We start from the raw sequence: 26311 nt of genomic DNA, 5'->3' as shown, positions 1-26311 counted from the left end.
GGTGGGGTGGGCGAACAGCTCGCGGCGGCCCGCCGACTCCACCGCCCGCCCCGCGTAGAGGACGTTGACCTGGTCGCAGAGGCCGGCCACGACGCCGAGGTCGTGGGTGATCATCAGGAGCGCGGTGCCCTCCTGGTCGACCAGTTCCTTCAGGAGTTCCAGGATCTGGGCCTGGATGGTCACGTCCAGCGCGGTGGTCGGCTCGTCGGCGATCAGCAGCCGGGGGGCGCAGGCCACGGCCATGGCGATCAGGGCGCGCTGGCGCATGCCGCCGGAGAGCTGGTGCGGGTACTCCTTGAGCCGCCGGGTCGGGTCGGGGATGCCGACCCGGTCCAGCAGTGCGGCGGCCTCCTTGCGGGCGCTCTCGCCCTTGAGGCCGCGGTGGCGCTGGAGGATCTCGATGACCTGGACGCCGATCGGGACGACCGGGTTCAGCGAGGACAGCGGGTCCTGGAAGATCATGGCCAGGTGGCGGCCCCGCAGGTCGCGGAGTTTGCGCTGGTTCATGGTCAGCAGGTTCTGGCCGTCGAACTCGGCACGTCCGCCGATCCGTACGCCCTTGGAGGGCAGCAGGCCCATCAGGGCGAGCGAGGTCACGGACTTGCCGCACCCCGACTCGCCGACCAGGCCGACGACCTGGCCCTGGTCGACGTCGAAGGAGACGCCGTCCACAGCCGTGGAGTCCTTGCGTCCGCGCGCGGTGAAAGTGACGCTCAGTTCGTCAACAGAGAGCAGTGGCATGGGACTTCAGCCTCGCAGCTTCGGGTCGAGGGCTTCGCGCATGGCCTCGCCGAGCAGGGTGAAGCCAAGGGCCGTGATGACGATCCCGATGGCCGGGTAGGCGGACATCATCGGCTCGTTGTCGAAGAAGCGCTGTGCCTGGGAGAGCATGACGCCCCACTCGGGCACGGCCGGATCGGGGTTGCCCAGGCCCAGGTAGGACAGCGCCGCGGCCTCGATGATCGCGGTGGCGAGGCTGAGGGTGGCCTGGACGATCACGGGGCTCAGGGAGTTCGGCAGGATCTGGGTGAGCACGATCCGCTTGCGCCGGATGCCGACCGCCTTGGCGGCGAGCACGTAGTCGGCGCCGCCCTGGACGAGCATCGAACCCCGCAGCAGGCGGGCGAAGACGGGGATCTGGACGACACCGACGGCGATCATCACGGTGGTCAGCGACTGTCCGAGCACCGCGGCGATGGAGACGGCCAGCAGCAGGGACGGCAGCGACAGCATGATGTCGGTGACGCGCATGATCACGGTGTCGACGCGCTGGCCGGCCTTGCCGCCGAGGGTGGCGGCGGCGCCCGAGAGCACCCCGATCACGGCGCCGACGACCAGGCCGATGAGCATGGAGACCACGCCGACGAGCAGGGTCTGCCGCGCGCCGACCAGCCAGCGGGAGAACATGTCCCGGCCCAGGTGGTCCAGGCCGAACCAGTTCTCGCCGCGCATGCCGACGAACTTGCCCTGGTTGGGGAAGACCTCGCTGCGCCAGTTCTGCGCGGTGGGGGCGTGCGGCGCCAGCCACGGTCCGACGATCGCGACGAGCACGAACACGGCGATGATGACCGCGCCGATGACGGCCATCTTGCTGGCCCGCATCCGGCGGAACGCCTCCCGCCACAGGCTGGTGCCCGCGACGGTCTCGCTGCTCTGGGTCAGCTCGGCGAGGCGGTCGATCTTGTCTGCTTTGTTGGTCAGGATCGTCACGTCAGTGCACCCGCACTCTCGGGTCGATGATGCTGTACGCGAGGTCGACCAGGAGGTTGATGAGCACGTACACCATCGCGATGAAGAGAATGAAACCGACGAGGACCGGGTAGTCGCGGCCGTCGATCGCGGTACGGATGAAGGAGCCGATACCGCCGAAGTCGAAGACGGATTCGGTGAGCACCGCGCCGGAGAGCAGGCTTCCGGTGAGCAGGCCGACCGCGGTGATCACCGGCAGCAGGGCGTTGCGCAGCACGTGCCGGCCGCGCACGGTCCGCTTGTCCAGGCCCTTGGACTCGGCGGTGCGGATGTAGTCCTCGCCGAGCACTTCCAGGACGCTGGCGCGGGTCATGCGGACGATGACGGCGAGCGGGATGGAGGCCAGGGCGACGGAGGGCAGGATCAGATGCGTGATCGCGTCCCAGCTCGCGTCGAACTCACCGGTGAGCAGGCCGTCCAGGACGGCGAATCCGGTGACGTCGGTGGCGTCGATCCCGGTGGTGAGCCGGCCCTGGCTCGGGAACCAGCCGAGCTGCACGGAGAAGATCCCGCGCAGCAGCATGGCCAGGAAGAAGACCGGGATGCAGATGCCGAGCAGCGATCCGGAGACGGAGGCGACGTCCAGCCAGCCGCCGCGGTGCTTGGCGGCCAGGTAGCCCATCGGGATGCCGACGACCACCGCGATGAGGATCGCGGCGACGCTGAGTTCCACCGTGGCCGGGAAGCGCAGGGCGAACTCGTCCCACACCGGCTGCCCGGTCTGGGTGGAGGTTCCGAGGTCCAGCTCGAAGATGCGCTTGAGGAAGCGCCAGTACTGGACGTGGACCGGCTCGTCGAGGCCCAGTGCCCGGTTGATTCTCGCCACTTCGGCTTCGGTCGCCCGCTCGCCCAGGATCGCTGAGGCGGGTCCGCCGGGCAGCCGGTTCAGCCACAGGAAGAGCAGAACCGACAGGCCGAGCAGGGTGGGAATGAGCTGGAGAAGTCTTCTGACGACGAGTCGCAGCACCCCGCATGCCCCTTTCTCACGTGCGTAACGCGGGTCCGCCCGGCCACGTGGTCGCTGTGGCCGGGCGGTCCCGCTGATGTGCGTTTACTTGAAGGAGACCTCGGCGAAGTTCTCCTGCGTCAGCGGGGAGACCTTCGGCGGGTTGACGTTCTTGGCGAACGCGATGGCCGGCGGGGACGAGGAGATCGGCACGCCGGGGACGTACTCCATGATCGTCTCGTTGGCCTTCTTGTACGCCTCGGTGCGGCCGGCGGGGTCGGTGACCTTGGACGCGGCGTTCACCGAGTCGAAGACCTTCTTGTCCTTGAAGCCCCACTGCTTGTCCGGCCCGGCGAACCAGGTGCCGATGAAGTTGTAGCCGTCGTTGAAGTCACCCGTCCAGCCGAGCATGTGCAGGGCACAGGACCCGGCCTCGGTGGCGTCCAGGTAGTCCGGGGCCCACTTCATGGCCTTCGGGACGACGGTGATGCCGGCCTTCTCCAGGTCGGCCTTCATCAGCTCGAACATGTCCTGCGGAGCGGGCATGTACGGCCGGGTGACCTCGGTGGGGTAGCAGAAGTCGAGCTTCAGCTTCTCCTCACCGGCGTCCTTGAGGAGGCCCTTGGCCTTGGCGGTGTCGAACGGGTACGTCTTCACCTTGTCCGAGAAGCCGGCGACCGTGTCGGGCATGAACTGGGTCGCGGCCTTGCCGCCCTCGGGCAGCTGGGTCTTGACCAGGTTGTCGCGGTCGATGGCGTGCGTGATCGCCTCGCGGACCTCCCGCTTCTTCAGCGCCGGGTTGGCCGACTGGCTCATGCCCAGGTAGAAGATGTTGAAGACGTCACGGGTCGGGACCTCGTAACCCTGCTTCTCCAGCGTCGTCACGTCGGCCGGCGCGACCAGGTCGTAGCCGTCGATGTCACCGGCCTGCAGCGCCTGGCGGCGGGTCTCCTCGGTGGAGATGGTCCGGAAGACCAGGTTCTTCACCTTGGCCTTGGCGCCCCAGTAGTCGTCGAAGCGTTCCAGGGAGACTTCCTTGTTGCCCTTGTTCCACTTCACGATCCGGTACGGGCCGGTGCCGGCGACCGTGCCGGCCTCCTGGCTGTACTTGGGGTACGTGATGGCGTCGCCCTTGGCGGACGCGTTCTGCTTCGCGTACTCCTTGAGGGCCTTCGGCGAGTGGATCGCGAGGGCCTGGAGCGAGAAGCCGCCGGGCAGGTTCGCCGAGGGCTCGTTGACCTCGATGACGGCCGTGTTGTCGTCCTTGGCGGTGCAGGACTTGTAGTTCGCCTTGGGCGTCTCCGAGTCCTCGTTCTTCGCGAACCCGCCCATGATGGACTGCCAGTAGTACGAGACCGCGCTGGACTGGTAGGTGCCCTTCCAGTTGAACCAGTAGTCGTAGTTCGCGCAGACCGCGGCGGCGTTGAACGCCTCGCCGTCGTGGAACTTCACGCCCTGGCGCAGGTTGAACGTCCAGACCTTGCCGGCCTCGTCGCTCGACCACTTCTCGGCGAGACCGCCGACCAGCTTGCTGCCGCCGGGCTCGTGCTCCAGCAGCGCCTCGAACGCCTGACGGGTGACCCGGAAGGTCTCGCCGTCACTCGCGAGGGCCGGGTCGAGGGAACCCGGGTCACCGGCACCGGCGAAGACGAAGGTGTCCTTGTCGCCCCCCTTGGAGCCGGCTTCGTCCCGCTCGCTGGAACAGCCCGTGGCGATCAGACCGACAGCGACGGCTGCCGTGATCGCCCGGACTGACCGGGACTTGATAATTCGCATGGGTCCACCCCTGGTTCGCCATGTAATGAGGTTTGATGGCCGCACACTACAGACGGGGCGCACCGCAAGAGAACAGTCCGCATAACGGTGAGACCTAGTCGAGACCCGGACATCGAACAAACCGGCCAGTTCCGGGACATCCTCCCGGGTGAACACCGACGCGGCGGACTTCCGCCGCAGTTCAGAGGCGTTGCGGAGGGTGAGGGTTCTCCCTCAGCCGTAGCCGGGGGCCCCGGCGGGCGGCCGGGCTGCCGGGGCGTGCGCCTCGCGGTCGTAGAAGGGGCGGGCGTTGGCGCGCAGCCACAGGGCGACCGGGTCGTACTCGTCGGACATGGCGACGGTGGAGACGGGCAGCCCGTCGGGAACGGCTCCGACCGACTGCGCCATCATCGCGCGCACCGCCTCGACGGATTCCCGGCCGGTGTCGTAGAGGTCGAGGCCGATCGCCAGGTACGGGACGCCGACGGCGGGGTGGACCCAGGCGCGGCGCAGCGAGCGGACGGCCGGGGTGCGGTGGGCGTTCTGGGTGAGCTGGGCGTAGAACTGGGGCAGTTCGAGAGCGGGCTCGGACAGGCGCAGCGGTCCGGCGGGCAGCAGGTCGAGGCCGGTGGCGATCCGGCGCAGGTCCAGCCACGGGACGCCGACGCCGCCGCCCGGGGCGTGCGGGTTGAGCCAGAGGCCCCAGCGGTCGGGGAACAGGGCGCGGGCGATGTCACGCCCCGTCACCAGCTCGTGGGCCCGGCTCCAGCCGCTGGCGGCCAGCTCCTGGGCGGAGGTGACGCACGGGGCGTAGCCCAGGCCGTCGACCTCCATGTTGCCGTACTGGGCGTCCGGCGAGCCGGCGGCACCGTGCCAGAGCAGCATCCAGATCCGGCCTTCGGCGAGGGCGGCCAGCAGCTCCTCGTAGGCGTCGTAGCGCCCGGGAGCCACCTGGCGCAGCAGGTGCTCGACGTCTCCCCGGTCTCCCGGCTCCGCCCGAGCGGGGGAGGCCCCATGGCCCGCCGCAGTGCCTGACGCAGTCACTCTGGGTCCCGCCCCTCATCGATCCGTCCGTCCCGTGCGTCCGCTCCCGGGCGCACGCGAGCGGCCTCGCCATCAAACCAGCTTATGCTCCGCCCCTGACACCGACTTGACGCCGCGGTCCGGCTCCGCCGTGCGGTGACCGGGGCGCGGCGGAGCGCGGTCAGCGGCCCTCGCGCCGGTAGAAGGGCCGCACCTTCTCGCGCATCCAGTCGCCGACCAGGTCCTGGGCCACGTCGAGCAGGACGAGGTTGACCGGCCACGGGGCGGGCACCAGGGCGGCGGCCCGCTCCAGGGCCTCCATCGGGGCGCTCTGCCCCGCGCCGTCCCAGGTGGCGAACTCGACGCCGACGAAGAGGACGGGGTCGCCGCCCTCGATGCTGGCCAGGGCCCGGCGGGCGGTGCTCACCACGCCGGTGGCGTGGAACTCGGCGGAGACCGCGGAGAGGAAGTCGACCGGGTCGTGCTGCCAGTCCGGCTCGTACAGCCGGACCCGGCCGCCGGAGGCGGGCCCGTCCAGGGCGGTGCGCCCGGCCCGGCAGAGCTCGGCGACGGCGGGGGGCAGCAGGGGTATGCCGACCGCGCCGCCCGGGTTCACGGCGATGCCGAGCTGCGGGGGCAGGCCCCGGGCGAAGTCGCGGGCGGGCGCCACGGTGAAGGCCATGTGGCTGCCGACGCAGCTGAGGAACTGGCCCTCGGAGCTGTAGACGGGGACGTAGGCGGCGCCGTCGAGCTCCATCATGGGCAGGTCGAGGTCGGTGCTGTCGGGGCCGCCGCCGTTGGGCAGCGGCACCCAGACGGAGCTGCGGCCGAGCACCTCGACCAGGCGTCCACCCGCCTCCGGGACGCCGAGCGAGGCGGTCAGCACCTCTTCGAGCTCATTGGCCGGCCACCCGTGCTGGGGGTGGGCCTGGACCGGTGCCGGAATCTCCACTGGCTCTGCGCCCTCTCTTCACCGTCCCGGCCGCCGTCCGGCCGTCGTTCCGGCCAGCACCCTAGCGCCACCGGGGCCGGCGGGCTCAGGCGTCCGTGAAGGAGATCCGGCGCAGCGTGCTCGCCGCCTCGCGGTCCAGCAGCACCGCCGAGGTGCACCCGGCGGGCAGCAGCCCCTGCTCGGTGTCGCGCAGGAGCCGGCCCACGGCCCGCCGGTGGCGGGCGAAGGCGTAGCCGGAGACGCCCCGGCCGCGCGTCCGCTGCCCCTGGCGGGCCGTTGCGGGGTCGACGTCGAGCAGGACCAGGTGGAACGTACGGCCGCGGCGCACGGTGTGCCGGGCCAGCCAGCGGCGCACCCAGGTCTGCGTACCGCAGTCGTGCACCACGACGGACGCGCCGGAGCGCAGTACGCGCCACAGGCCGAGGTAGTGCGCGGCGCGCACCAGCGGGCGGTAGAGGCCGTAGGGCAGCAGGCCGGGCAGCGCGGCGGCCCAGCGGTCGCGGGTGTTCTGGGAGTCGACGGCGAGGCCGGCGGCGGTCCGCCGGATCAGGGTCGACTTCCCGCTGCCGGGCAGTCCGGAGACCACCACGACGTCGCCGGGAGCGAAGTCCAGGCTGTGCGGGCTCCGCCCGGCGCGCCCGCGCAGATCGCGCACCACCGGCGCGCGGGCGCCCAGCAGCTCCCGGGCGGGCGCGCCCGCCTGTACGGGCATCGCGCCGGGCGCGACGTCCGCTGTCGATGCCGGCCGCTGCAATGTCATGGCCCATCCCCCTGCTGTCGGGTCACTCACATCTGCCCTGAAGTGTAAAGAAAAGGCAATGCGGAACAACCGGCCTCGCCGTGTCCACCGGGTGGGGACCGGACGCCCCGCCGCCGCGCGCGGCGTGCGATGATGACGACGCCAACTGCATACCGGCCGTTCGAATCCGCGCGGGAGAGTTCCGGCCACAGTGTGAGCCGGGCGCCGAAGGAGCAAGATCCTCCCTTGAATCTCTCAGGCCCCGTACCGCGTGGATGAGGCAGATCTGAAAAGCGAGCCGTCCGGCGGCTCCACCCAAGGTGCAAGCCGCGCCCCGTGACAGGGCATACCCCGTCAGGGGCTACCGGCGAACCTCTCAGGTTCCGATGACAGATGGGGAGGGATCGTCCGTCCTGACGTCGTCATGCCCTGGAGCCGTATCCATGAGCACTGCCCCCCGTCTCACCGCCCTCGACGCCCTGCACCGTTCGCTCGGCGCCACCATGACCGACTTCGCGGGCTGGGACATGCCGCTGCGGTACGCCAGTGAGCGCGACGAGCACAACGCCGTACGCACCCGGGCCGGCCTCTTCGACCTGTCGCACATGGGCGAGATCACCGTCACCGGGGCCGGGGCGGCGGCCTTCCTGAACTTCGCGCTGGTGGGGAACATCGCCACCGTCGGCGTCGGCCGGGCCCGCTACACGATGATCGTCCAGGAGGACGGCGGCATCCTGGACGACCTGATCGTCTACCGGCTCGGCGAGGACGAGTACCTGGTGGTCGCCAACGCGGGCAACGCGCAGATCGTGCTGGACACGCTGACCGCCCGCGCCGGCGGCTTCGACGCCGAGGTGCGCGACGACCGGGACGCCTACGCGCTGCTCGCCGTCCAGGGCCCCGAGTCCCCCGCCATCCTGAAGGCGGTCACCGACGCCGACCTGGACGGGCTGAAGTACTACGCGGGCCTGCCCGGCACGGTCGCCGGCGTACCCGCGCTGATCGCCCGTACCGGCTACACCGGCGAGGACGGCTTCGAGCTGTTCGTCGCGCCCGAGCACGCCGAGGGCCTGTGGCGGGCGCTCACCGAGGCCGGCGCGACGCACGGCCTGATCCCCTGCGGCCTCTCCTGCCGCGACACGCTGCGCCTGGAGGCGGGCATGCCGCTGTACGGCCACGAGCTGACGACGGCGCTGACCCCGTTCGACGCGGGCCTCGGCCGGGTCGTGAAGTTCGAGAAGGAGGGCGACTTCGTCGGGCGCGAGGCACTGGCCGCCGCCGCCGAGCGCGCCGAGAGCGCGCCGCCCCGCAAGCTGGTGGGCCTGGTCGCCGAGGGCCGCCGGGTGCCGCGCGCGGGCTTCTCGGTGGTGGCGGACGGCAAGGTCGTCGGCGAGGTGACCTCCGGCGCCCCGTCCCCGACCCTGGGCCGGCCGATCGCCATGGCGTACGTGGACGCCGCCTTCTCCGCTCCCGGCGCCGAGGGAGTGGGCGTGGACATCCGGGGCACGCACGAGCCGTACGAGGTCGTCGCACTGCCGTTCTACAAGCGCCGGAAGTGACGTCCCGGAGCCCTGCGGCGCCCGCGCGGTGACGCAGTCCCGTCTCACACCGTAAGACCACCGTTCATCAGCACTCCCCCGCGTACAGGAGAATTCAGGTCATGAGCAACCCCCAGCAGCTGCGGTACAGCAAGGAGCACGAGTGGCTGTCGGCCGTCGAGGACGGCGTGGCCACGGTCGGCATCACGGAGTACGCGGCGAACGCGCTCGGCGACGTCGTCTACGCCCAGCTTCCGGAGGTCGGTGCCACGGTGACCGCGGGCGAGACCTGCGGCGAGCTGGAGTCGACCAAGTCGGTCAGCGATCTGTACTCGCCGGTCACCGGAGAGGTCACCGCGGCCAACCAGGACGTCGTGGACGACCCGTCGCTGGTGAACACCGCTCCTTTCGAGGGCGGCTGGCTGTTCAAGGTGCGCGTCGCGCAGGAGCCGGACGACCTGCTCTCCGCCGACGAGTACACCGCGTTCTCCGGCAACTGAGACCTTAAGGGACCCCCTGATGTCGCTTCTGAACTCCTCCCTCCACGAGCTGGACCCGGACGTCGCCGCCGCCGTCGACGCCGAGCTCCACCGTCAGCAGTCCACCCTCGAAATGATCGCCTCGGAGAACTTCGCTCCGGTCGCGGTCATGGAGGCGCAGGGCTCCGTCCTCACCAACAAGTACGCCGAGGGCTACCCCGGCCGGCGCTACTACGGCGGCTGTGAGCACGTCGACGTCGTCGAGCAGATCGCGATCGACCGGATCAAGGCCCTGTTCGGCGCCGAGGCCGCGAACGTGCAGCCGCACTCCGGCGCGCAGGCCAACGCCGCCGCGATGTTCGCGCTGCTCAAGCCGGGCGACACGATCATGGGCCTGAACCTGGCCCACGGCGGTCACCTGACCCACGGCATGAAGATCAACTTCTCCGGCAAGCTCTACAACGTGGTGCCGTACCACGTCGACGAGAGCGGCACCGTGGACATGGAGGAGGTCGAGCGCCTCGCGAAGGAGTCCCGGCCGAAGCTGATCGTGGCGGGCTGGTCCGCCTACCCGCGCCAGCTGGACTTCGCCGCCTTCCGCCGGATCGCGGACGAGGTCGGCGCGTACCTGATGGTCGACATGGCGCACTTCGCGGGCCTGGTCGCCGCGGGTCTGCACCCCAACCCGGTGCCGCACGCCCACGTGGTGACGACCACCACGCACAAGACCCTCGGAGGTCCGCGCGGCGGCGTGATCCTCTCCACCCAGGAGCTCGCCAAGAAGATCAACTCGGCGGTCTTCCCGGGTCAGCAGGGCGGCCCGCTGGAGCACGTGATCGCGGCCAAGGCGGTCTCGTTCAAGATCGCGGCGGGCGAGGAGTTCAAGGAGCGCCAGCAGCGCACCCTGGACGGCGCGCGCATCCTCGCCGAGCGCCTGGTGCAGCCCGACGTCACCGAGGTGGGCGTATCCGTCCTCTCCGGCGGCACGGACGTCCACCTGGTCCTGGTCGACCTGCGCGACTCCGAGCTGGACGGCCGGCAGGCCGAGGACCGGCTCCACGAGCTGGGCATCACGGTCAACCGGAACGCCATCCCGAACGACCCGCGTCCCCCGATGGTCACCTCGGGCCTGCGGATCGGCACCCCGGCGCTCGCCACCCGCGGTTTCGGCGCGGAGGACTTCACCGAGGTGGCGGAGATCATCGCCGCCGCACTGAAGCCGTCCTACGACGCCGACGACCTGAAGGCCCGCGTCGTGGCGCTGGCCGAGAAGTTCCCGCTCTACCCCGGCCTGAAGTAGTTCAGGGCCGGCGGTAGCGCACATCCGGGCGGGGCACCGCGCACACTGACAACAGTGAGCGCGGTGCCCCGACCCGTGTCCCCGCCGCTCCGCGGGCCCCACCCCGGCCCGATCCGTACCACCCGGCAGACGACGACGTCTTCCAACCCAGAGGAGTTCTCCCGTGGCCATCTCGGTCTTCGACCTGTTCTCGGTCGGCATCGGCCCGTCCAGCTCCCACACCGTGGGTCCGATGCGCGCGGCCCGGATGTTCGCCCGCCGCCTCAAGAACGAGGGGCTGCTCGCGCACACCGCCTCGATACGCGCCGAGCTGTACGGCTCGCTCGGCGCGACCGGGCACGGGCACGGCACGCCCAAGGCGGTGCTGCTCGGCCTGGAGGGCGAGTCGCCGCGCACCGTGGACGTGGAGTCCGCCGACGCCCGGATCGAGGAGATCCGGGGCAGCGGCCGGATCAGCCTGCTCGGCGTGCACGAGATCCCCTTCGACGTCGACGAGCAGCTGGTCCTGCACCGCCGCAAGGCGCTGCCGTACCACGCCAACGGCATGACCCTGTTCGCGTACGACGCCGAGGGCGCGCCGGTCCTGGAGAAGACGTACTACTCGGTCGGCGGCGGCTTCGTCGTGGACGAGGACGCGGTGGCCGGGGAGAACCCGATCGTCCCGGACGACACCGTCCTCAAGCACCCGTTCCGCACCGGCGACGAGCTGCTGCGGCTCGCCCGGGAGACGGGCCTGTCGATCTCCTCGATGATGCTGGAGAACGAGCTGACCTGGCGCACCGAGGACGAGATCCGCGCGGGGCTGCTGGACATCTGGCGCGTCATGCAGGCGTGCGTCTCGCGCGGCATGGCCCGCGAGGGCATCCTGCCGGGCGGGCTGAAGGTCCGCCGCCGCGCGGCGAACTCGGCCCGCCAGCTCCGCGCCGAGGGCGACCCGCAGGCCCACGCGATGGAGTGGATCACCCTCTACGCGATGGCGGTCAACGAGGAGAACGCGGCGGGCGGCCGGGTCGTCACCGCACCCACGAACGGCGCGGCGGGCATCATCCCGGCGGTGCTGCACTACTACATGAACTTCGCGGCGGGCGGCTGCACCGAGGCGGAGAAGGAGGACAGCGTCGTCCGCTTCCTGCTCGCCGCCGGGGCGATCGGCCTGCTGTTCAAGGAGAACGCCTCGATCTCCGGCGCCGAGGTCGGCTGCCAGGGCGAGGTGGGGTCCGCCTGCTCGATGGCGGCCGGAGCGCTGGCCGAGGTCCTCGGCGGCTCGCCCGAGCAGGTGGAGAACGCCGCCGAGATCGGCATGGAGCACAACCTCGGCCTGACCTGCGACCCGGTCGGCGGGCTGGTCCAGATCCCGTGCATCGAGCGCAACGGTATGGCGGCGGTGAAGGCCGTCACGGCGGCGAAGATGGCGCTGCGCGGCGACGGCAGCCACAAGGTCTCCCTGGACAAGGTCATCAAGACGATGAAGGACACCGGGGCCGACATGAGCGTGAAGTACAAGGAGACGGCGCGCGGCGGTCTCGCGGTGAACATCATCGAGTGCTGATGTTCAGGGCACCTGGCCAGTGCGCCTGTTCACGGTGCCGCCCGGCGCGAGTCAGGACACGGGCGGCCGGCCGGCCCTGGTGAGCCGGAGCACCGTCCGCCAGGACATGGGCTGTCTCGGGCCCTGGCCGCCGGAGATGCCTTCGCGGAAGCCGGCGAGCGTGACGCGTAGGGCCTGGCGGTCGCGGATGCGCCACAGGGTGATCAGGCACCAGGTGGCGAGGTTGAATGGGACGAGGAGTCGGGGCAGGTTCCGGCGAGCGACCCAGACGCGGTTACGGGCGTTGAGCCGGTAGAAGGTCTCGCGCCGCGCCGGGTTGGTGGCGGGGTGGTGGACGACGATCTCGGGGACGTACCGGCCGGTGCGGCCCTGGTTCCACAGCCGCCAGGCCAGTTCGACGCCTTCGTGGAACAGGAAGAACTCGCCGGGCCAGCCGCCGGCTCGGTCGTAGGCGTCGCGGCGGACCATGACGACACCCTCGGCCATGACGGTGACAATGCCGGGCCGGGTGGGGTCCGAGGCGCGCAGGCGGGGCACCCAGCGACGGAGGGTCATGCCGGTCACGGGGTCACTGATGCGCGGTTGCACGTAAGCGAATTGGGAGTCGCGGCGGAGCTCGGCGACGAGGCGGGCGAGGGTGTCGGTGTCGGGCAGGTGGGCGTCGTTGTCGAAGAAGAAGAGGTAGTCGCCCCTGACGTTGTCAGCCCCCACGTTGCGGCCTTCGGGGATGCCGACGTTCTCGGGCAGCGTGACCGTGCGGACGCCCTCGGGGACCTGTTGGGGCGCGCAGCCGTTGCCGACCACGACGACATCGAGTTCGACGCCCTCCTGGGCGAGGAGTGAGGCCATGGCCCGGGGGAAATCTTCCGGCCGGTCGTTCATGGTCAGGACGACCGCGCCGACGGTGGGAGGTGAGGCGCCGGTGCTCACAAGGGTGCCCTTCTGCTTCTGTTCACGAGGAGTTCAACCCTAGTGTTCGCCGGGGTCGGCGGTGACGCCGTCGAGGTGTGAAGCGCCTGCGCCGCTGCGGCCGGCGCCGTGTGGAGGGCGGGTTCGGTGTCCGGCGAGTGCCGGCGCGGGCGGCGGTCGACGAGGGAGTCCGCGATGGCGGCCACGGTGGCGACGGCGACCGTTCGGCAGTGGCCCACGGCGAAGACCGCGGCGGCCTCCATGTCGGCGGCCAGGACGCCGTCCGCTCCGTAGCGGGAGACTTCTGCCGCCGTCTCGCGGTACGGGGCGCCCGTGGTCCAGATCGGCCCGCGCGTGACCGGTACGTCGTACGGGGCCAACGCTTCGGTCAGGTGCTGGGTCAGGGCGGGCGATGGTGAGGCCGTACGGCCGGGCGGCAGGTAGTGGCGGGAGAGCCCTTCGTCGCGCAGCGCGCTCGTACCCACGACGAGGTGGCCGGGGCCGAGGCCCTGCTGGCGGGAGGCGGCGGTGCCGACGGTGATGATCCGCTACGTCCTGCTGTCCTCGGCCGTCTCGATCGACGGCCACCTCGACACCCGTCCGGGCGAGGCCCGGCTCTTGCTGTCCAACAAGGAGGACTTCGACCGCGTCGACTCTGTGCGGGCCGGCGTCGACGCCGTCCTCGTGGGAGCCGGAACACTCCGTGCCGACAACCCCCGTCTCCTTGTCAACTCGCAAGAGCGCAGGGCCGCCCGGATCGAAGCCGGTCAGCCGGAGCACTCGCTGAAGGTCACCATCACCGGTACGGGTGACCTCGACCCCGACTGGAAGTTCTGGCATCACGGCGGAGACAAGCTCGTTCTGGCCGTCGGCGACGCCGCCACGGCAAAGCCCGCTCCCATCTCGGTGAGCTGGCCACCGTCCCCGCCGAGGACACGTGGCCGACCGCACTCGACGTCCTCGGCGACAAGTACGCCGTCAAGCGGCTCATGGTCGAAGGCGGCGGCACCGTCCACACCCAACTCCTGGAAGCAGCGCTCGCCGACGAACTCCAGCTCGTCATCGCGCCACTCCTGGTCAGCCAGTCGGACGCGGTACGGATGCTCGGCCCGGCGGGCTACCCCGGCGGGCCCACCTCTCGGCTCCGACTTCTGGAGGCACGTCAGATCGGTGACGTGCGTACTTCTGGGATACGCCCCCAAGGACACCTCGACGGAGCCCTGATGAGTCTCATCCATTCGGCCGGCGCCCCGGGCACCGGCCGCGAGCCCAACACAGCGGATCGGGACTGGCTCGCCCTCGCATGCCGGCCGGCCGCCCTCTGCCCGCCCTCGACGACCGCGTTCAGTGTGGGAGCGGTCATCGTCGCGGCCGGCGGAACCGAACTCGCCCGCGGCTACTCCCGTGAGAGCGACCCCCCACGACCACACCGAGGAAGGCGCTCTCGCCAAGCTCCCCGCAGATGACGACCGGCTCGCTGCCGCCACGATCTACAGCTCCCTGGAACCCTGCGCCGAGCGGGCATCCCGCCCTCGCCCCTGCGCCCAGCTCATCCAGGACGCCGGCCTCCGCCGCGTCGTCACCGCCTGGAGCGAGCCCGACACCTTCGTCGCGGGCGCTGATGGCACCAAGACCCTCGAAGACGGCGGCGTGAAGGTCGTTGAGCTGCCCGAGTACGTGAACGCCGCACAGGCCCCCAACCGGCATCTGCTCTGACAGACCGGGGCAGCACAGCCCCACCGTAGGCCGAGAGAATTGCCGGCAAGCGCTTGGGAACGGAGCACGGCGTCGTCGTGGCACGTTGTCCAGGGCTGTCGACCGCCTGGATGCCGGACCGCCGAACTGACCATGAACTCGCGGCTCAAGGGCCTATCGACGGTGGCTCCGTCATACCCTCAGCGCAGGTACGAGGTGTCCTGCACCCAGCGGAAGCCTCGGCCGACCAGGGGGAACGTGTCGAGGTCGCGGCGGCTCAGGTGCAGGCGGAGGCGGTGGCCGTCGGCTTCGCCTTCCAGAACCAGCTGGTCGTCGGCCGGGCGCAGGAAGGCGAACGTCGCCTGCCACGTCGGGTCGGCCCACCTGGTCAGGGTGAGGGAGCGGGCTTCCGTGTCCATCACCGCTCCGCACGGGTCGAGCGAGTCGTCCATGTGCTGGATGGCGGCGCCGTCCGCGGAGTCCACGACGAGTCTGCGCCAGCGCCGGGTGTCGGTCGTCAGGGGCGGGTGCTCCTCGCCGTCGACCGAGAAGCCGGAGACCTCCCAGACGCCGTACAGCTCGGGCTTCTCCCGTCCGCCGCCGTGGTCCTTCCAGAACGACCAGTCGTTCCGCAACTGCGCCCACAGGAGCCAGAGTCCGGCCCCGGTCTGGAGGGCGGCGGCGATCCGGTTCGCCCGGCGGGAGCGGAAGAGGCCGGGGCGGGCGGACGGCGGGACCGGTCGGTCGGTCAGCAGCGCCTCGGCCAGGCGGGCCGAGTCCGGGGCGGCGAGCAGCAGGCTGAGCAGCAGCAGGTGGAAGGAGTGGACCTTCACGGGAACGTCGAAGGTCAGGTTGAGGATGAGCACCTGGGTCATCTCCACCGCGGACAGCAGCGCGCCCAGGGTCGCCGTCCGGGGTGCGATCAGCAGCAGCCCGCCCGCGATCTCCGCGCAGCCGAGCAGCATCTGGTACGGCTTCGAGCTGCCCGTCTGCGCCCACAGCATGCCCATCGGGCTCAGGTCGCCGATCGGCTCGACGAGCTTGGACGGCGGCAGCTGGAACTGGAGCGGAACGGCCTTGGCGGCTCCGTAGGAGAACATCTGCCCGGCGAGGCAGAAGCGGACCGCCAGCCGGAACCACTGGTCCAGCGTCGCGTAGTCCGTCCGGCGGCGGTCCAGCGCGGACCAGACCGGGGTGGCCGCGGCGGCCCCCGCCAGCCAGCACAGCTGCCCCGCCCAGGTGTACGGGTCGTCACCGCCGTCGAAGCGGTCGCCCAGCTCCCTGCCGAGTACGCGGGCGGACACCCAGCCGCGCACCGGGCGTATCGCCCACAGCTTCGCCCAGGCGTCGGCCGCCTCCTGCCGGCGGCCCATCCCCCCGCCTCGCAGGGCCAGATGGATCTGAGGGCTCGTCAGGCAGTAGAGCCCCGCGTAGACGAAGCCGAACCGGAAGGCGGTCCGGGTGGCTCCGCTCCAGCGCGGCGGCAGGCCGGAAGGGGCAGGAGTCCGGCCGGCCGGTGCGGAGGCGAGGGCCCGCAGCCAGGTGCGCACGCGCACCTTCATCGTTCATCACCTTCGCAAGGGCTGGGTTCGGCGGTCGGTCAGATGCGGCGGAATCGCCCGAGCCAGGCGTGCACGTCGAGGAGTTCCGCCGTGGGCGGGACGACGCCTCGGATGCGGGTCCCGGTGATCGACTCGACCGTCCAGCCGTCGGCGAAGCCGTCGCGCAGGTGGTCGGCGGAGCGCCGGAGGCCGGGCGACTCCGACGCGTCGTCCGGAAGCGGCGCCGGTATCTCCGCGATGGCTTCGGCGAGGCGGGCCTGCATCTCCGCGGCTCCCCGGTCGCTGATCGAGAGGATGTGCGCCAGCGCCCCCGGGCGGCAGGCCCGGTGCAGGGCCGCGGCGTAGGCGCGCAGCCTTCCGGCGTCGAAGGTGTGGGCGAGGCCCACGTCGATCACGGTGTCGAAGCGCCCTTCGTATCCGGTGAGTTCGAGGGCGTCGGCGACGTCGAAGACCGCGTCGAGTCCGCGTTCGGCGGCTTTGTCCCGGGCGAGGGAGACCGCCGTCGGAGAGAGGTCGAGGCCCGTCACCGCGTAGCCCTTGCCGGCCAGGTGGAGGGCGTCCTCGCCGGTGCCGCAGCCGGCGTCGAGCACCGCGCCGCCGATGAGTCCGGCTTCCTCCAGGGCGACGTAGACGGGCTGGGGCTCCCCGATCTCCCAGGGGGGCCGCTTCCCGAACGGGCTCTCGCCCCGGTAGACGGCGTCGAAGACCTCGGTCATCGCGCCGGGTCCGTCAGGTCCGTCGGCTTCGCTCATGCGCTCCATGATGGTGTCCCCCTCCTCGGCCGCCTCCGTCTCTTGCCGACCTCTGTCACCGGCCTTCAGCGCGTGCCGTACCTGCGGACCGCGAGCGGGGCGAACACCACGATCAGGCCGATCGACCAGGCGAGCGTCTGGAGCACGGGACTGGCCGCCGGTCCGCCGGTGAACAGGGCGCGCAGGGCGTTCACGGCCGCCGTCATGGGGCTGTGGGCGGCGTACACCTGGAGCCAGTCCGGCATGCTTCCCGTCGGTACGAAGGCCGAGGACAGCAGGGTGAACGGGAAGATCCACACCCCGCCGACCGCCTGGGCGGCCTCCGCGTTGCGCACCACCAGCCCGAGGTAGGCGGCGAACCACGACACGGCGTAGCCGAAGAGCATCAGCAGGAGCAGGCCGGCCAGCGCGGGCAGGAAGCCGTTGCGGAACCGGAAGCCGACCAGCAGGCCGACGCCCACGGTCACGGCGGCGACGCAGACGTTGCGGAAGATCTCCGACAGCGTGCGTCCGATGAGTACGGAGGTACGGCTCATCGGCATCGAGCGGAAGCGGTCCATCAGGCCCTCGCGCATCTCCGCGGCGACGCCGATGGTGGTTCCGGCGGCCGAACCGTAGAGCGCCATCTGAACGAGGATGCCGGGCAGCAGGAACTGTGCGTAGCGCTCGCCCCCGACGTCGATGGCGCCGCCGAAGACGTAGGTGAACAGCAGGATGAACAGCACCGGCTGGACGAGCGAGAACATCACCAGTTCGGGGCTGCGCAGCACGTGCCGTACGTTGCGCAGGGTCATCTGCCAGACATCGGAGAACCACCACGCCAGGTCGCCGCGCGACCGCGTCCTCGGCGTGCTGGTCTCCCGCGTCAGGGTGGTGGAGGTCATGGCCGCTCGTTTCCCTTCCCGGTGGTGCGCTGGTCGGTGCCGTTCTCGGCCGATCGGCCGGTCACCGCGAGGAAGACGTCGTCGAGGGTGGGGTGGCGGAGCGCCACGTCACCGATCGCGATGCCGGAGTCCTTGAGCAGCTGCGGCAGGTCGAGCCAGCTGCCGCCGTCGCCGAGGGCCGCGTGGACCCGCATCTTCTCCGGGACGGCGACGACCGGTTCGGTGCCCAGCCGTGCCCGTAGCAGCCGTACCGTCTCCTCGACGGCGGCCGCGTCCAGGAGGGTGATGCTGATCCGGTCCTGGCCCACCTGTGCCTTGAGTTCGTCCGGGGTGCCGCTGACGATGACCCGGCCGTGGTCGATCACCGAGAGCGAGTCGGCGAGTTGGTCCGCCTCCTCCAGGTACTGCGTGGTCAGCAGCACGGTCGTACCGCCCGCGACCAGTTCGCGCACGATCCGCCACACCTCCATCCGGCTGCGCGGATCGAGGCCGGTGGTCGGTTCGTCGAGGAAGATGAGCCGGGGCCGCGCCATGAGGCTGGCGGCGACGTCGAGCCTGCGCCGGGTGCCGCCGGAGTACGTCCGGGGCTGCCGGTCGGCCGCGTCCTCCAGGTCGAAGCGTTCCAGCAGTTCACTCGCGCGCGCCCGGCTCTCCGGCTTCGACAGGCGGAACAGCCTGCCGATCATGTGGAGGTTCTCGCGCCCGGTGAGCAGTTCGTCGACGGCCGCGTACTGGCCGGTGAGGCCGATGATCGACCGCACTCGCCGGGGATCGCTGCGCACGTCCACGCCGAAGACCTCGGCCGTTCCCTCATCCGGTCTGATCAAGGTGCTCAGGACCCGGACGGCGGTGGTCTTGCCCGCGCCGTTGGGTCCGAGCAATCCGTGCACCGTGCCTTCGGCGACGCCGAGTTCGAGGTGGTCGAGCGCGGTCAGCGACCCGAACCGCTTACAGAGTCCGACCGTTCTGATCGCTAATGGCATCTGCCCTCATCTCGTAGCGGTGGGTTCAGCGGCGGTTCAGCGACGGGCCGCGTTCAGCAGCGCCGCCATGTGGATGGCGTCGGCGGCCTCCGCGCCCGCCGCGGCGGACGCGGTGACGGACTGCTTCCACCTGTCGGCCAGGTCCCCGGCCGCGTAGAGGCCGGGCACGTTGGTGCACCGGGACGCGTCGACGCCGACGAAGCCCGCGTCGTCGACCGTCAGCTTCAGTTCGTCCACCACCCGCTCCACGAAAGGTTGTTGACGTTGTCGCGGGGTCCACACCAGCGTCTGGCGCTCCAGCATGCTGCCGTCGGCCAACTCCACCGCGTAGAGAGAGCCCTGGCGGTGGTGCAGGCGGCGGACCGTGCCCGTGACGACGTCGCCTCCCGCGCCCCGCGCGGTGGAGCGGGCGTCCTCCAGGCCGGGCATGGACTCCGGGCAGACGGCGATCGCGTCCTCGCTCCAGGCGCGGAAGGCCACGGCCGACAGCGCGGCGAGTTGCGGGCTGTCGGTGACCGTCGCCCAGCGCCGGCCGGCGTTCTCCTCGCCGAGGCAGTACGGGCAGTGGATGACGCTGCGGCCCCAGCAGGCCGCGAAGCCGTCCACCTCGGCCGGGAAGACGTCGATGACGCCGGTCGCGAGCAGGACCGTCCCGGCCTCGATGCTCCTGCCTCCGTCGAGAGCCACCCGGAAGCCTCCGGACCCGGTGGCGCACACGTTCTCGGCGTCGCCCTCCAGCCGCTCGACGGTCGGGTAGCGGGCGAGTTCCCGCCAGGCGCGGGCCCGGAATTCGGCGGGTGTGGCGCCGTCCGTCCCGAGGTGGCCGTGAACGCCCGCCGACACGCCGTTGCGCGGCGGGCGGGCGCTGTCCACGACGGTCACGGGGTGGCGGTACCGGGCCAGGCCGAGCGCCGCGGCGAGCCCGGCCGGGCCGGCTCCCACGACGACGGTCGCGTGGTCGGGGTGTGAGGGCATCGCTCGGTTCCCTTCCTCGGACGGGGGAGGACGGCCCCGCCCCCTCGACCGGGCGAGGAGGGCGGGGCGCGTCCGTGAGCAGGGCTGCGCGGGTCAGCCGCCGACGTACTCGGCCAGGTGCTCGCCCGTCAGAGTGGAGCGGGCGGCGATCAGGTCGGCGGGGGTGCCCTCGAAGACGACCTTGCCGCCGTCGTGGCCGGCTCCCGGGCCGAGGTCGATGATCCAGTCGGCGTGTGCCATGACCGCCTGGTGGTGCTCGACGACGATGACCGACTTGCCGGCGTCCACCAGCCGGTCCAGCAGGGCGAGCAGCCGTTCGACGTCGGCCAGGTGCAGACCGCTCGTCGGCTCGTCGAGGATGTAGACGCTGCCCGTCCCGGCCATGTGGTCGGCCAGCTTGAGGCGTTGCCGCTCGCCGCCGGAGAGGGTGGTGAGCGGCTGGCCGAGGCCGAGGTAGCCCAGGCCGACCTCCGTGAGCCGGTCGAGTACGGCGTACGCGGCCGGTGTGCGCGCGAGACCGGTGCGGAAGAACCGCGCGGCCTCGGCGACCGGCATCGTGAACACCTCGCTGATGTCCCGGCCTTCCAGGGTGTACTGGAGCACCGACGGCTGGAACCGCTTGCCCTCGCAGTCCTCGCAGGTGGTGGCGACACCGGCCATGATCGCCAGGTCGGTGTAGATGACGCCGGCGCCCTTGCAGGCGGGGCAGGCCCCTTCCGAGTTGGGGCTGAACAGCGCGGGCTTGACCCCGTTGACCTTGGCGAACGTCTTCCGGATCGGTTCGAGCATGCCGGTGTAGGTGGCCGGGTTGCTGCGGCGGGAGCCCTTGATCGGCGACTGGTCGACCATGACCACGCCGCCCCGGCCGGCCACCGAGCCGCGGATCAGGGACGTCTTGCCGGAGCCCGCCACCCCGGTGACCACGGTGAGCACGCCGAGCGGGATGTCGACGTCGACGCCGCGGAGGTTGTGGTCGTTCGCGCCGCGCACCTTCAGCACGCCGGACCGCTCGCGCACCGACTCCTTCACCGTGGCCCGGTCGTCCAGGTGCCGCCCGGTGAGGGTGCCGCTGGTCCGCAGCCCTTCGACGGTGCCCTCGAAGACCACCTCGCCGCCGCCCGCGCCGGCCTGCGGCCCGAGGTCGACGACGTGGTCGGCGATCAGGATCGTCTCCGGCTTGTGCTCCACCACCAGCACGGTGTTGCCCTTGTCGCGCAACTGCCGCAGCAGGTCGTTCATGCGCTGGATGTCGTGCGGGTGCAGGCCGACGGTCGGCTCGTCGAAGACGTAGGTGACGTCGGTGAGCGCGGAGCCGAGGTGGCGGACCATCTTGGTGCGCTGCGCCTCGCCGCCCGAGAGGGTGCTCGACGTCCGGTCGAGCGAGAGGTAGCCGAGGCCGATCTCGACGAACGAGTCGAGCGTCCCGCCGAGGACCGAGACCAGGGAGGCGACGGAGGGGTCGGTGAGGCCGCGGACCCAGGCGGCGAGGTCGCTGATCTCCATCGCGCACGCCTCGGCGATGTCGACGCCCTCGATCTTCGCCGACCGGGCGGTCTCGCTGAGCCGGGTGCCGTGGCACTCGGGGCAGACGGAGAAGGCCACCGCCCGCTCCACGAAGGCGCGGATGTGCGGTTGCAGGGTCTCCTTGTCCTTGGTGAGGAAGGACTTCCGCACCCGTGCCAGCAGACCTTCGTAGGTGGTGTTGACGCCCTTGACCTTGATCTTGACCGGGTCCCGGTCCAGGAAGTCGTGCCTCTCCTGCTCGGTGTAGTCGCGGACCGGCTTGGCGGGGTCGAGGAATCCGGACTGCGTGAAGGACTGCACCACCCAGCCGTCGGGCTTCCAGCCCGGAACGGTGATCGCGCCGCCGGCGAGGGACTTGGAGTCGTCGAGGAGCTGGGCGGGGTCGATGTCCGAGACGGCGCCCATGCCCTCGCAGCGCAGGCACATGCCGCCCACGACGCTGAACCCCTTCTCGATCTTCTTGCCGTTCACCACGAGGATGCCCGAGGCGTCGGCCGAGGCGACGTTGAAGGCGAAGGCCTTCTGCGTGCCGATGTACGGCTTGGCCAGCCGGCTGAAGAGGATGCGCAGCAGCGCGCCCGCGTCGGTGGCGGTGCCCACGGTGGAGCGCGCGTGGGCGCCCATCGGCTGCTGGTCGACCAGGATCGCCGTCGTCAGACCGTCGAGGACGTCGACCTCGGGCCGCGCCAGGGTGGGCATGAAGCCCTGGATGAAGGCGCTGTACGTCTCGTTGATCAGCCGCTGGGACTCCGCGGCGATCGTGTCGAACACCAGCGAGCTCTTGCCCGAGCCGGACACCCCGGTGAACACCGTCAGCTGTCGCTTGGGGATCTCGACATGGACGTTCTTGAGGTTGTTCTCACGTGCCCCGTGCACACGGATCAGATCATGGCCGGCGGCAGCACGCGCGGCGGGCGACTGGCTGTCCGGACCTGTACCGACCGTCATGGAGTCCCTTTCGAGTGTCGGACGCGGCACGCCTTCGCCGTACGGCGTGGCGACGGATTCCTCAACTTCCCGGCTCATGTGAGTCAAGCGTATACCTTTAAACTCGGTTGAGACTTGGGAACGAGAATCCCCTTTCTCTTGGGATAAAGTCTCAAACCATGAAGCACCTGCGCCCGTTCGACCTGGCTCGTGAGCACGGCATTTCGACCCAGGCGGTCCGCAACTACGAGCGGGACGGCTTCATCCCCTTCGCCGAGCGCACCGCGTCCGGCTACCGGGCCTACACCGAGAGGCACGCGACGGCGCTGCGCGCGTATCTGGCGCTCACCGGGGCCTACGGGTACGCCGTCGGCGGGCAGATCATGCGGTCGCTCAACGCGGGCGAACTCGACGCCGCGCTCGCGGCCGTCGACCGGGGCCACACCCAGTTGCTGCGCGACCGGGGGACGTTGGACGCGGTGGGCCGGGCCGTCGAGCACCTGACCTCCGGCCCCGGCCCCGTGGAGGACCCGCCCGCCGGCGGCCGGCCGCTCAGCATCGGCGAACTCGCCCGCCGCCTGGGCGTCACCCCGGCGACCCTGCGCAACTGGGAGGTGGCGGGCATCCTGAGCCCGGCCCGGGAGCCGGTCACCGGACACCGCTCGTACGGGGCGCCGGACGTCCGCGACGCCGAACTGGCCCATCTCCTGCGGCGCGGCGGCTACCCGCTGGAGCACATCGGCACGGTCGTCCGGCAGATCCGCACGGCCGGCGGCACCGAGGCGCTGTCGGCGGCCCTCGACGACTGGCGGCGGCGGCTCACCGTTCGCGGGGTGTCGATGCTCGGGGCGGCGGCGCGGCTCGCCGAATACGTGCCCCTGCTGGACTCCGCCCCGCCGACCGGTTTGAGACCTGGCGGCGCGGCCGGCCCGTCCGCACGTACGGCCGGGTCGCCCTGAGTCTCAAAGGGTCTTTCAATGATTCGATTGACAGACATGAGCAAGGACCTTCACCACCTCTCCCCGGCCACGTGCGATGTGCTGGCACTCGGGGAACCCACCCATCTGGAACACGCCTTCGGGTGGATCCGCAACGAACTCCTCGCCCGGCTGGCCCCCCTCGGCTTCCGGTCGATCGCCCTGGAGACCGACCGCGTGGCCGCGCTGCGCGTCGACGCCTACGTCCAGGGCGGCGACGACGACCTCGACCAGGTGATGGCCGGGGGCTTCTCCCACCGGCTGGGAGACCTGGAGGCGAACCGCCGTCTCGTCGCCTGGATGCGCGAGCACAACGCGGACCGGCCGCCGCGCGAGCGGCTGGCCGTCCACGGCTTCGACACCCCGATGGAGACCACCAGCGCCCCCAGCCCGCGCCGCTACCTCGAACACGCCCGCGACTTCCTGCGACTCGACCTCGACATCGCCGAGTTGTGCGGCGCCGACGAGCGGTGGAGCCGTACGGAGGCGGTGATGCACCCGGCCGAGTCCGTCGGCGCCACACCGGAGGCGGAGCGGTTGCGGCGCCTCGCGGAGGACATGTTCACCCAGCTCCACGCCCGTGCGAGCGAGCGGATCGCGCAGACCTCGCGCGCCGAGTGGCTTCGGGCCAGGACGCACCTGGCCGCCGGGGCGGCCCTCCTGCGCTACCACGGTCAGGCGGCCCAGCGCCTGGAGCCCGGTGACCGGCTGAGCCGGCTGTTCGCCACCCGGGACGCCCTCATGGCGCAGAACCTCCTCGACATCCGCAGCGTCGAGGCCCGCCGGGGCGCGACGCTGGTCTTCGCCCACAACGTGCACCTCCAGCGCGGCCCGAGCAGTTGGAGCCTGGGAGACCTGAGCGTCAGCTGGCCCGGCGCGGGCACGGTCGTGGCCCCGCTGCTGGGCGACCAGTACACCTTCGTGGCCGGCAGCCTGGGCCGCAGCGAGGCCCTGGGTCTGGGCGAACCCGATCCGGACACCTACGAGGGCGGCCTCCAGGGCCGGGCAGCCGACTGGGCCCTGGTCCCCGCCACCGCGGTGGCCGCCGCCCGGACCCGGACCGACGTCTCCCCGCAGCAGGGCTACTTCCCGCTGGAGCCGGCCACGCTGGACACGGCCGACGCGGTCCTGCACGTCAGCGACGGCACGGCCGCCGTCACCCGGTCCCGCGACGCCCTCCGGGTGCCCGCCGAGGTCGACTGAGGGCTGCCCCGCGAGCACCGGGCGCGCCTGACAGAGACGGGAAGGATTCGCCCGGCGCCCGGCGGGGAGGACGTTAGATTCGCCGTCGATCACGGACACTCGCAGAAGGAGCTGACTGCGGTTGAACACGGTCCCGGCACTGTTCGAGTCGGCAGCCGCCCGGTGGGGCGGGGAGCCCGCCCTCATCGACGAGCACGGCACGTTCGGGTACGCGGAGCTCAACACCCGGGCCAACCGGCTCGCCCGCCGCCTGATCGCTCACGGGGTCGGCCCCGACTCGCTCGTGGCCGCAGCCGCGCCGAAGTCGAACGAACTGATCGTGGCGGTCATGGCGGTGCTCAAGGCGGGCGGGGCCTACCTCCCGCTCGACCCCGCCTATCCGGCCGACCGGCTGTCGTTCATCCTGTCCGACGCCCGGCCGGCGCTGCTCCTGCGGTCGTCCCAGGTGGCTCCCTTCGGCGCGGGACTTCCGGAACTCGTCCTGGACGAAACGGAGTTCCGCGCCTCGTGCGCGCGACTGCCGGGGCATGACGTCGCCCAGCACGAACGCCTGGCCGAGCTGCGCCCCGATCACCTGATGTACGTCATCTACACCTCGGGGTCGACCGGGACGCCCAAGGGCGTCGCCGTGCCCCACGAGGGCGTGCGCGACATGGCGGCCACCCAGGCGGCCGTCCTGGGGGCCGGGCCCGGCGACCGGGTGCTCCAGTGGGCGTCGATCTGTTTCGACGCCGCGTTCTGGGACGTCACCCTGGCGCTGCTGTCCGGCGCGGCGCTGGTGATGGCCCCCGCGGAGGACCTGCTGCCGGGCCTGCCGCTGCGGGACACCCTGCGCACGTACGGCATCACCCACGCGGTGCTGCCGCCGGTCGCGCTCAGCGAGACGGACGCCGACGGCGTCCTGGCCGGCGGGACCGTCATGTCCACGGGCGACAGCTGCACGCCGACGCTGGTGCGCAAGTGGTCGCGGGGACGGCGGATGTTCAATGGTTACGGCCCGACCGAGGTGACCGTGGGGGCCACGGTCGGCGGGCCGGTGCGCGAGGGCGGTGACGTCGGCATCGGCACTCCGTGGATCGGCAACGAGGTGCGGGTACTCGACGAGCGGCTGCGCCCGGCCCCGCCCGGGGCGGAGGGCGAGCTGTACATCGCGGGCAGCGGTCTGGCACGCGGCTATCTCCGCCGGTTCCCGGCGACCGCGGCCGTGTTCGTGGCCGACCCGTTCGGGCCCCCGGGCAGCCGTATGTACCGTACAGGCGACCGGGGCCGCAGCGGTCCGGGAGGGGAGCTGCACTTCGCGGGCCGGGTGGACGGCCAGGTGAAGCTGCGCGGCTTCCGCGTCGAACTGGGCGAGATCGAGACCCGGCTCGCCTCCCATCCGGCGGTGGACGTCGCCGTCGCGGTGGTGCGGGGGGAACTCGCGGACGCGCACGTCGTCGGCTGTGTCACCGTCAGCACGCCCGTCGATCCCGGCGAACTGCGGGCCCATGTGGCGCGGTCGCTCCCCGCGCACATGGTGCCGTCCCGGGTCGCGGTGCTGGACCGGTTCCCGACGCTGGCCAACGGGAAGATCGACCGGGCGGCCCTTCCGGGACCGGGACCGGGGGCGGACGAGCGGCAGGAGGACGGGTCGCCGGTGCGGAAGGCCGTCGAGGCGGACGGCTCGGCGGCCGTGCTCTGCGCGATCGTGCAGGACATCCTCGGGATTCCGGAGGCGCGGGTCACCGACAACTTCAGTGGTCTCGGCGGGCATTCGGTGCAGGCGACGCGGCTGACCGTCCGGATCCGCGAGCGGTTCGCGATCGCGCTGCCGATCCGGACCGTGCTGGAGGCGGCGACGATCGGTGAGCTGGCCGCGGCCGTCGAGAGCCGTCTGGAGGGCTGAGGACC

Annotated in this window: 22 protein-coding genes, 1 pseudogene and 1 riboswitch; of the genes and pseudogenes, 8 read left to right on the top strand and 15 right to left on the bottom strand. The window is 71.4% G+C overall.

Annotated elements, in window-relative coordinates:
- The 7 genes from EES43_RS21470 to EES43_RS21440 all read right to left on the bottom strand — a co-directional run.
- A partial coding sequence (locus EES43_RS21470) for an ABC transporter ATP-binding protein (RefSeq protein WP_241192492.1) occupies positions 1–741 on the bottom strand: 741 nt, incomplete at its 3' end.
- Between the two features lie 6 nt (positions 742–747).
- The gene (locus EES43_RS21465) at positions 748–1710 is read right to left on the bottom strand and encodes an ABC transporter permease (protein WP_124270218.1); all 963 of its coding nucleotides are present in this window, start codon (positions 1708–1710) and stop codon (positions 748–750) included.
- A 1-nt stretch (position 1711) separates the two neighbouring features.
- Complete coding sequence (locus tag EES43_RS21460; protein WP_124270217.1) at positions 1712–2716, bottom strand: ABC transporter permease; 1005 nt, start codon at positions 2714–2716, stop codon at positions 1712–1714.
- Between the two features lie 84 nt (positions 2717–2800).
- Entirely contained in the window at positions 2801–4471 is a 1671-nt protein-coding gene (locus EES43_RS21455) for an ABC transporter substrate-binding protein (protein ID WP_124270216.1), read from the bottom strand.
- Positions 4472–4684: 213 nt separating this feature from the next.
- Positions 4685–5413, bottom strand: a complete 729-nt coding sequence (locus EES43_RS21450; RefSeq protein ID WP_124272095.1) for an enhanced serine sensitivity protein SseB C-terminal domain-containing protein — start codon at positions 5411–5413, stop codon at positions 4685–4687.
- Positions 5414–5654: 241 nt separating this feature from the next.
- Positions 5655–6425 carry an enhanced serine sensitivity protein SseB gene (locus EES43_RS21445; RefSeq protein ID WP_124270215.1) on the bottom strand — a complete coding sequence of 257 codons (771 nt, stop codon included), beginning with the start codon at positions 6423–6425 and terminating at the stop codon, positions 5655–5657.
- An 85-nt stretch (positions 6426–6510) separates the two neighbouring features.
- Entirely contained in the window at positions 6511–7185 is a 675-nt protein-coding gene (locus EES43_RS21440) for an AAA family ATPase (protein WP_124270214.1), read from the bottom strand.
- Positions 7186–7346: 161 nt separating this feature from the next.
- A riboswitch (glycine riboswitch) is annotated at positions 7347–7444 on the top strand.
- 163 nt (positions 7445–7607) lie between these two features.
- On the opposite strand from EES43_RS21440, the gene gcvT reads away from it, so the two are divergent.
- From gcvT to EES43_RS21420, 4 genes are all read left to right on the top strand, one after another.
- Entirely contained in the window at positions 7608–8723 is a 1116-nt protein-coding gene (gcvT, locus tag EES43_RS21435; RefSeq protein WP_124270213.1) for a glycine cleavage system aminomethyltransferase GcvT, read from the top strand.
- A gap of 101 nt (positions 8724–8824) precedes the next feature.
- Complete coding sequence (gcvH, locus tag EES43_RS21430) at positions 8825–9202, top strand: glycine cleavage system protein GcvH (protein ID WP_124270212.1); 378 nt, start codon at positions 8825–8827, stop codon at positions 9200–9202.
- A 19-nt stretch (positions 9203–9221) separates the two neighbouring features.
- Positions 9222–10481, top strand: a complete 1260-nt coding sequence (glyA, locus tag EES43_RS21425) for a serine hydroxymethyltransferase (RefSeq protein WP_124270211.1) — start codon at positions 9222–9224, stop codon at positions 10479–10481.
- 163 nt (positions 10482–10644) lie between these two features.
- Positions 10645–12030, top strand: coding sequence for an L-serine ammonia-lyase (locus EES43_RS21420; RefSeq protein WP_124270210.1), 1386 nt, complete (start codon positions 10645–10647; stop codon positions 12028–12030).
- A 51-nt stretch (positions 12031–12081) separates the two neighbouring features.
- On the opposite strand, the gene EES43_RS21415 is transcribed toward EES43_RS21420, so the two are convergent.
- Complete coding sequence (locus EES43_RS21415) at positions 12082–12960, bottom strand: glycosyltransferase family 2 protein (protein WP_124270209.1); 879 nt, start codon at positions 12958–12960, stop codon at positions 12082–12084.
- Entirely contained in the window at positions 12957–13424 is a 468-nt protein-coding gene (locus tag EES43_RS21410) for a phosphorylase family protein (RefSeq protein ID WP_241192491.1), read from the bottom strand. Before EES43_RS21410 ends, EES43_RS21415 begins: the two co-directional genes overlap by 4 nt.
- A gap of 52 nt (positions 13425–13476) precedes the next feature.
- On the opposite strand from EES43_RS21410, the pseudogene EES43_RS30730 reads away from it, so the two are divergent.
- Positions 13477–14655, top strand: a pseudogene (locus tag EES43_RS30730) (dihydrofolate reductase family protein).
- Positions 14656–14834: 179 nt separating this feature from the next.
- Here EES43_RS30730 and EES43_RS21395 read toward each other — a convergent pair.
- From EES43_RS21395 to EES43_RS21370, 6 genes are all read right to left on the bottom strand, one after another.
- Complete coding sequence (locus EES43_RS21395) at positions 14835–16196, bottom strand: DoxX family protein (protein ID WP_124270205.1); 1362 nt, start codon at positions 16194–16196, stop codon at positions 14835–14837.
- Positions 16197–16234: 38 nt separating this feature from the next.
- Positions 16235–16948: a class I SAM-dependent methyltransferase gene (locus EES43_RS21390; RefSeq protein ID WP_206430098.1), complete on the bottom strand. Its 714-nt coding sequence runs from the start codon at positions 16946–16948 to the stop codon at positions 16235–16237.
- A gap of 65 nt (positions 16949–17013) precedes the next feature.
- Entirely contained in the window at positions 17014–17832 is an 819-nt protein-coding gene (locus EES43_RS21385) for an ABC transporter permease (protein WP_124270204.1), read from the bottom strand.
- The gene (locus EES43_RS21380) at positions 17829–18815 is read right to left on the bottom strand and encodes an ATP-binding cassette domain-containing protein (RefSeq protein ID WP_124270203.1); all 987 of its coding nucleotides are present in this window, start codon (positions 18813–18815) and stop codon (positions 17829–17831) included. Before EES43_RS21380 ends, EES43_RS21385 begins: the two co-directional genes overlap by 4 nt.
- Positions 18816–18851: 36 nt before the next feature.
- Positions 18852–19790 carry an FAD-dependent oxidoreductase gene (locus EES43_RS21375; protein ID WP_124270202.1) on the bottom strand — a complete coding sequence of 313 codons (939 nt, stop codon included), beginning with the start codon at positions 19788–19790 and terminating at the stop codon, positions 18852–18854.
- Between the two features lie 93 nt (positions 19791–19883).
- Positions 19884–22262: an ATP-binding cassette domain-containing protein gene (locus EES43_RS21370; RefSeq protein WP_124272093.1), complete on the bottom strand. Its 2379-nt coding sequence runs from the start codon at positions 22260–22262 to the stop codon at positions 19884–19886.
- A 158-nt stretch (positions 22263–22420) separates the two neighbouring features.
- Between EES43_RS21370 and EES43_RS21365 the strand changes: the two genes are divergently transcribed.
- The 3 genes from EES43_RS21365 (at position 22421) to EES43_RS21355 (ending at position 26306) form a co-directional block, all read left to right on the top strand.
- Complete coding sequence (locus tag EES43_RS21365; protein WP_124270201.1) at positions 22421–23200, top strand: TioE family transcriptional regulator; 780 nt, start codon at positions 22421–22423, stop codon at positions 23198–23200.
- Between the two features lie 36 nt (positions 23201–23236).
- On the top strand, positions 23237–24421 hold the full coding sequence (locus tag EES43_RS21360) for an erythromycin esterase family protein (RefSeq protein WP_124270200.1): 1185 nt from the start codon (positions 23237–23239) through the stop codon (positions 24419–24421).
- A gap of 121 nt (positions 24422–24542) precedes the next feature.
- Entirely contained in the window at positions 24543–26306 is a 1764-nt protein-coding gene (locus tag EES43_RS21355) for a non-ribosomal peptide synthetase (protein WP_241192490.1), read from the top strand.
- Positions 26307–26311 lie beyond the last annotated feature (5 nt).

It is taken from the genome of Streptomyces sp. ADI96-02 (assembly GCF_003846185.1).
GTDB lineage: Bacteria > Actinomycetota > Actinomycetes > Streptomycetales > Streptomycetaceae > Streptomyces.
The sequence above is the reverse complement of the archived record's forward strand: the minus strand, read 5'-3'. Positions and strand labels throughout refer to the sequence as shown.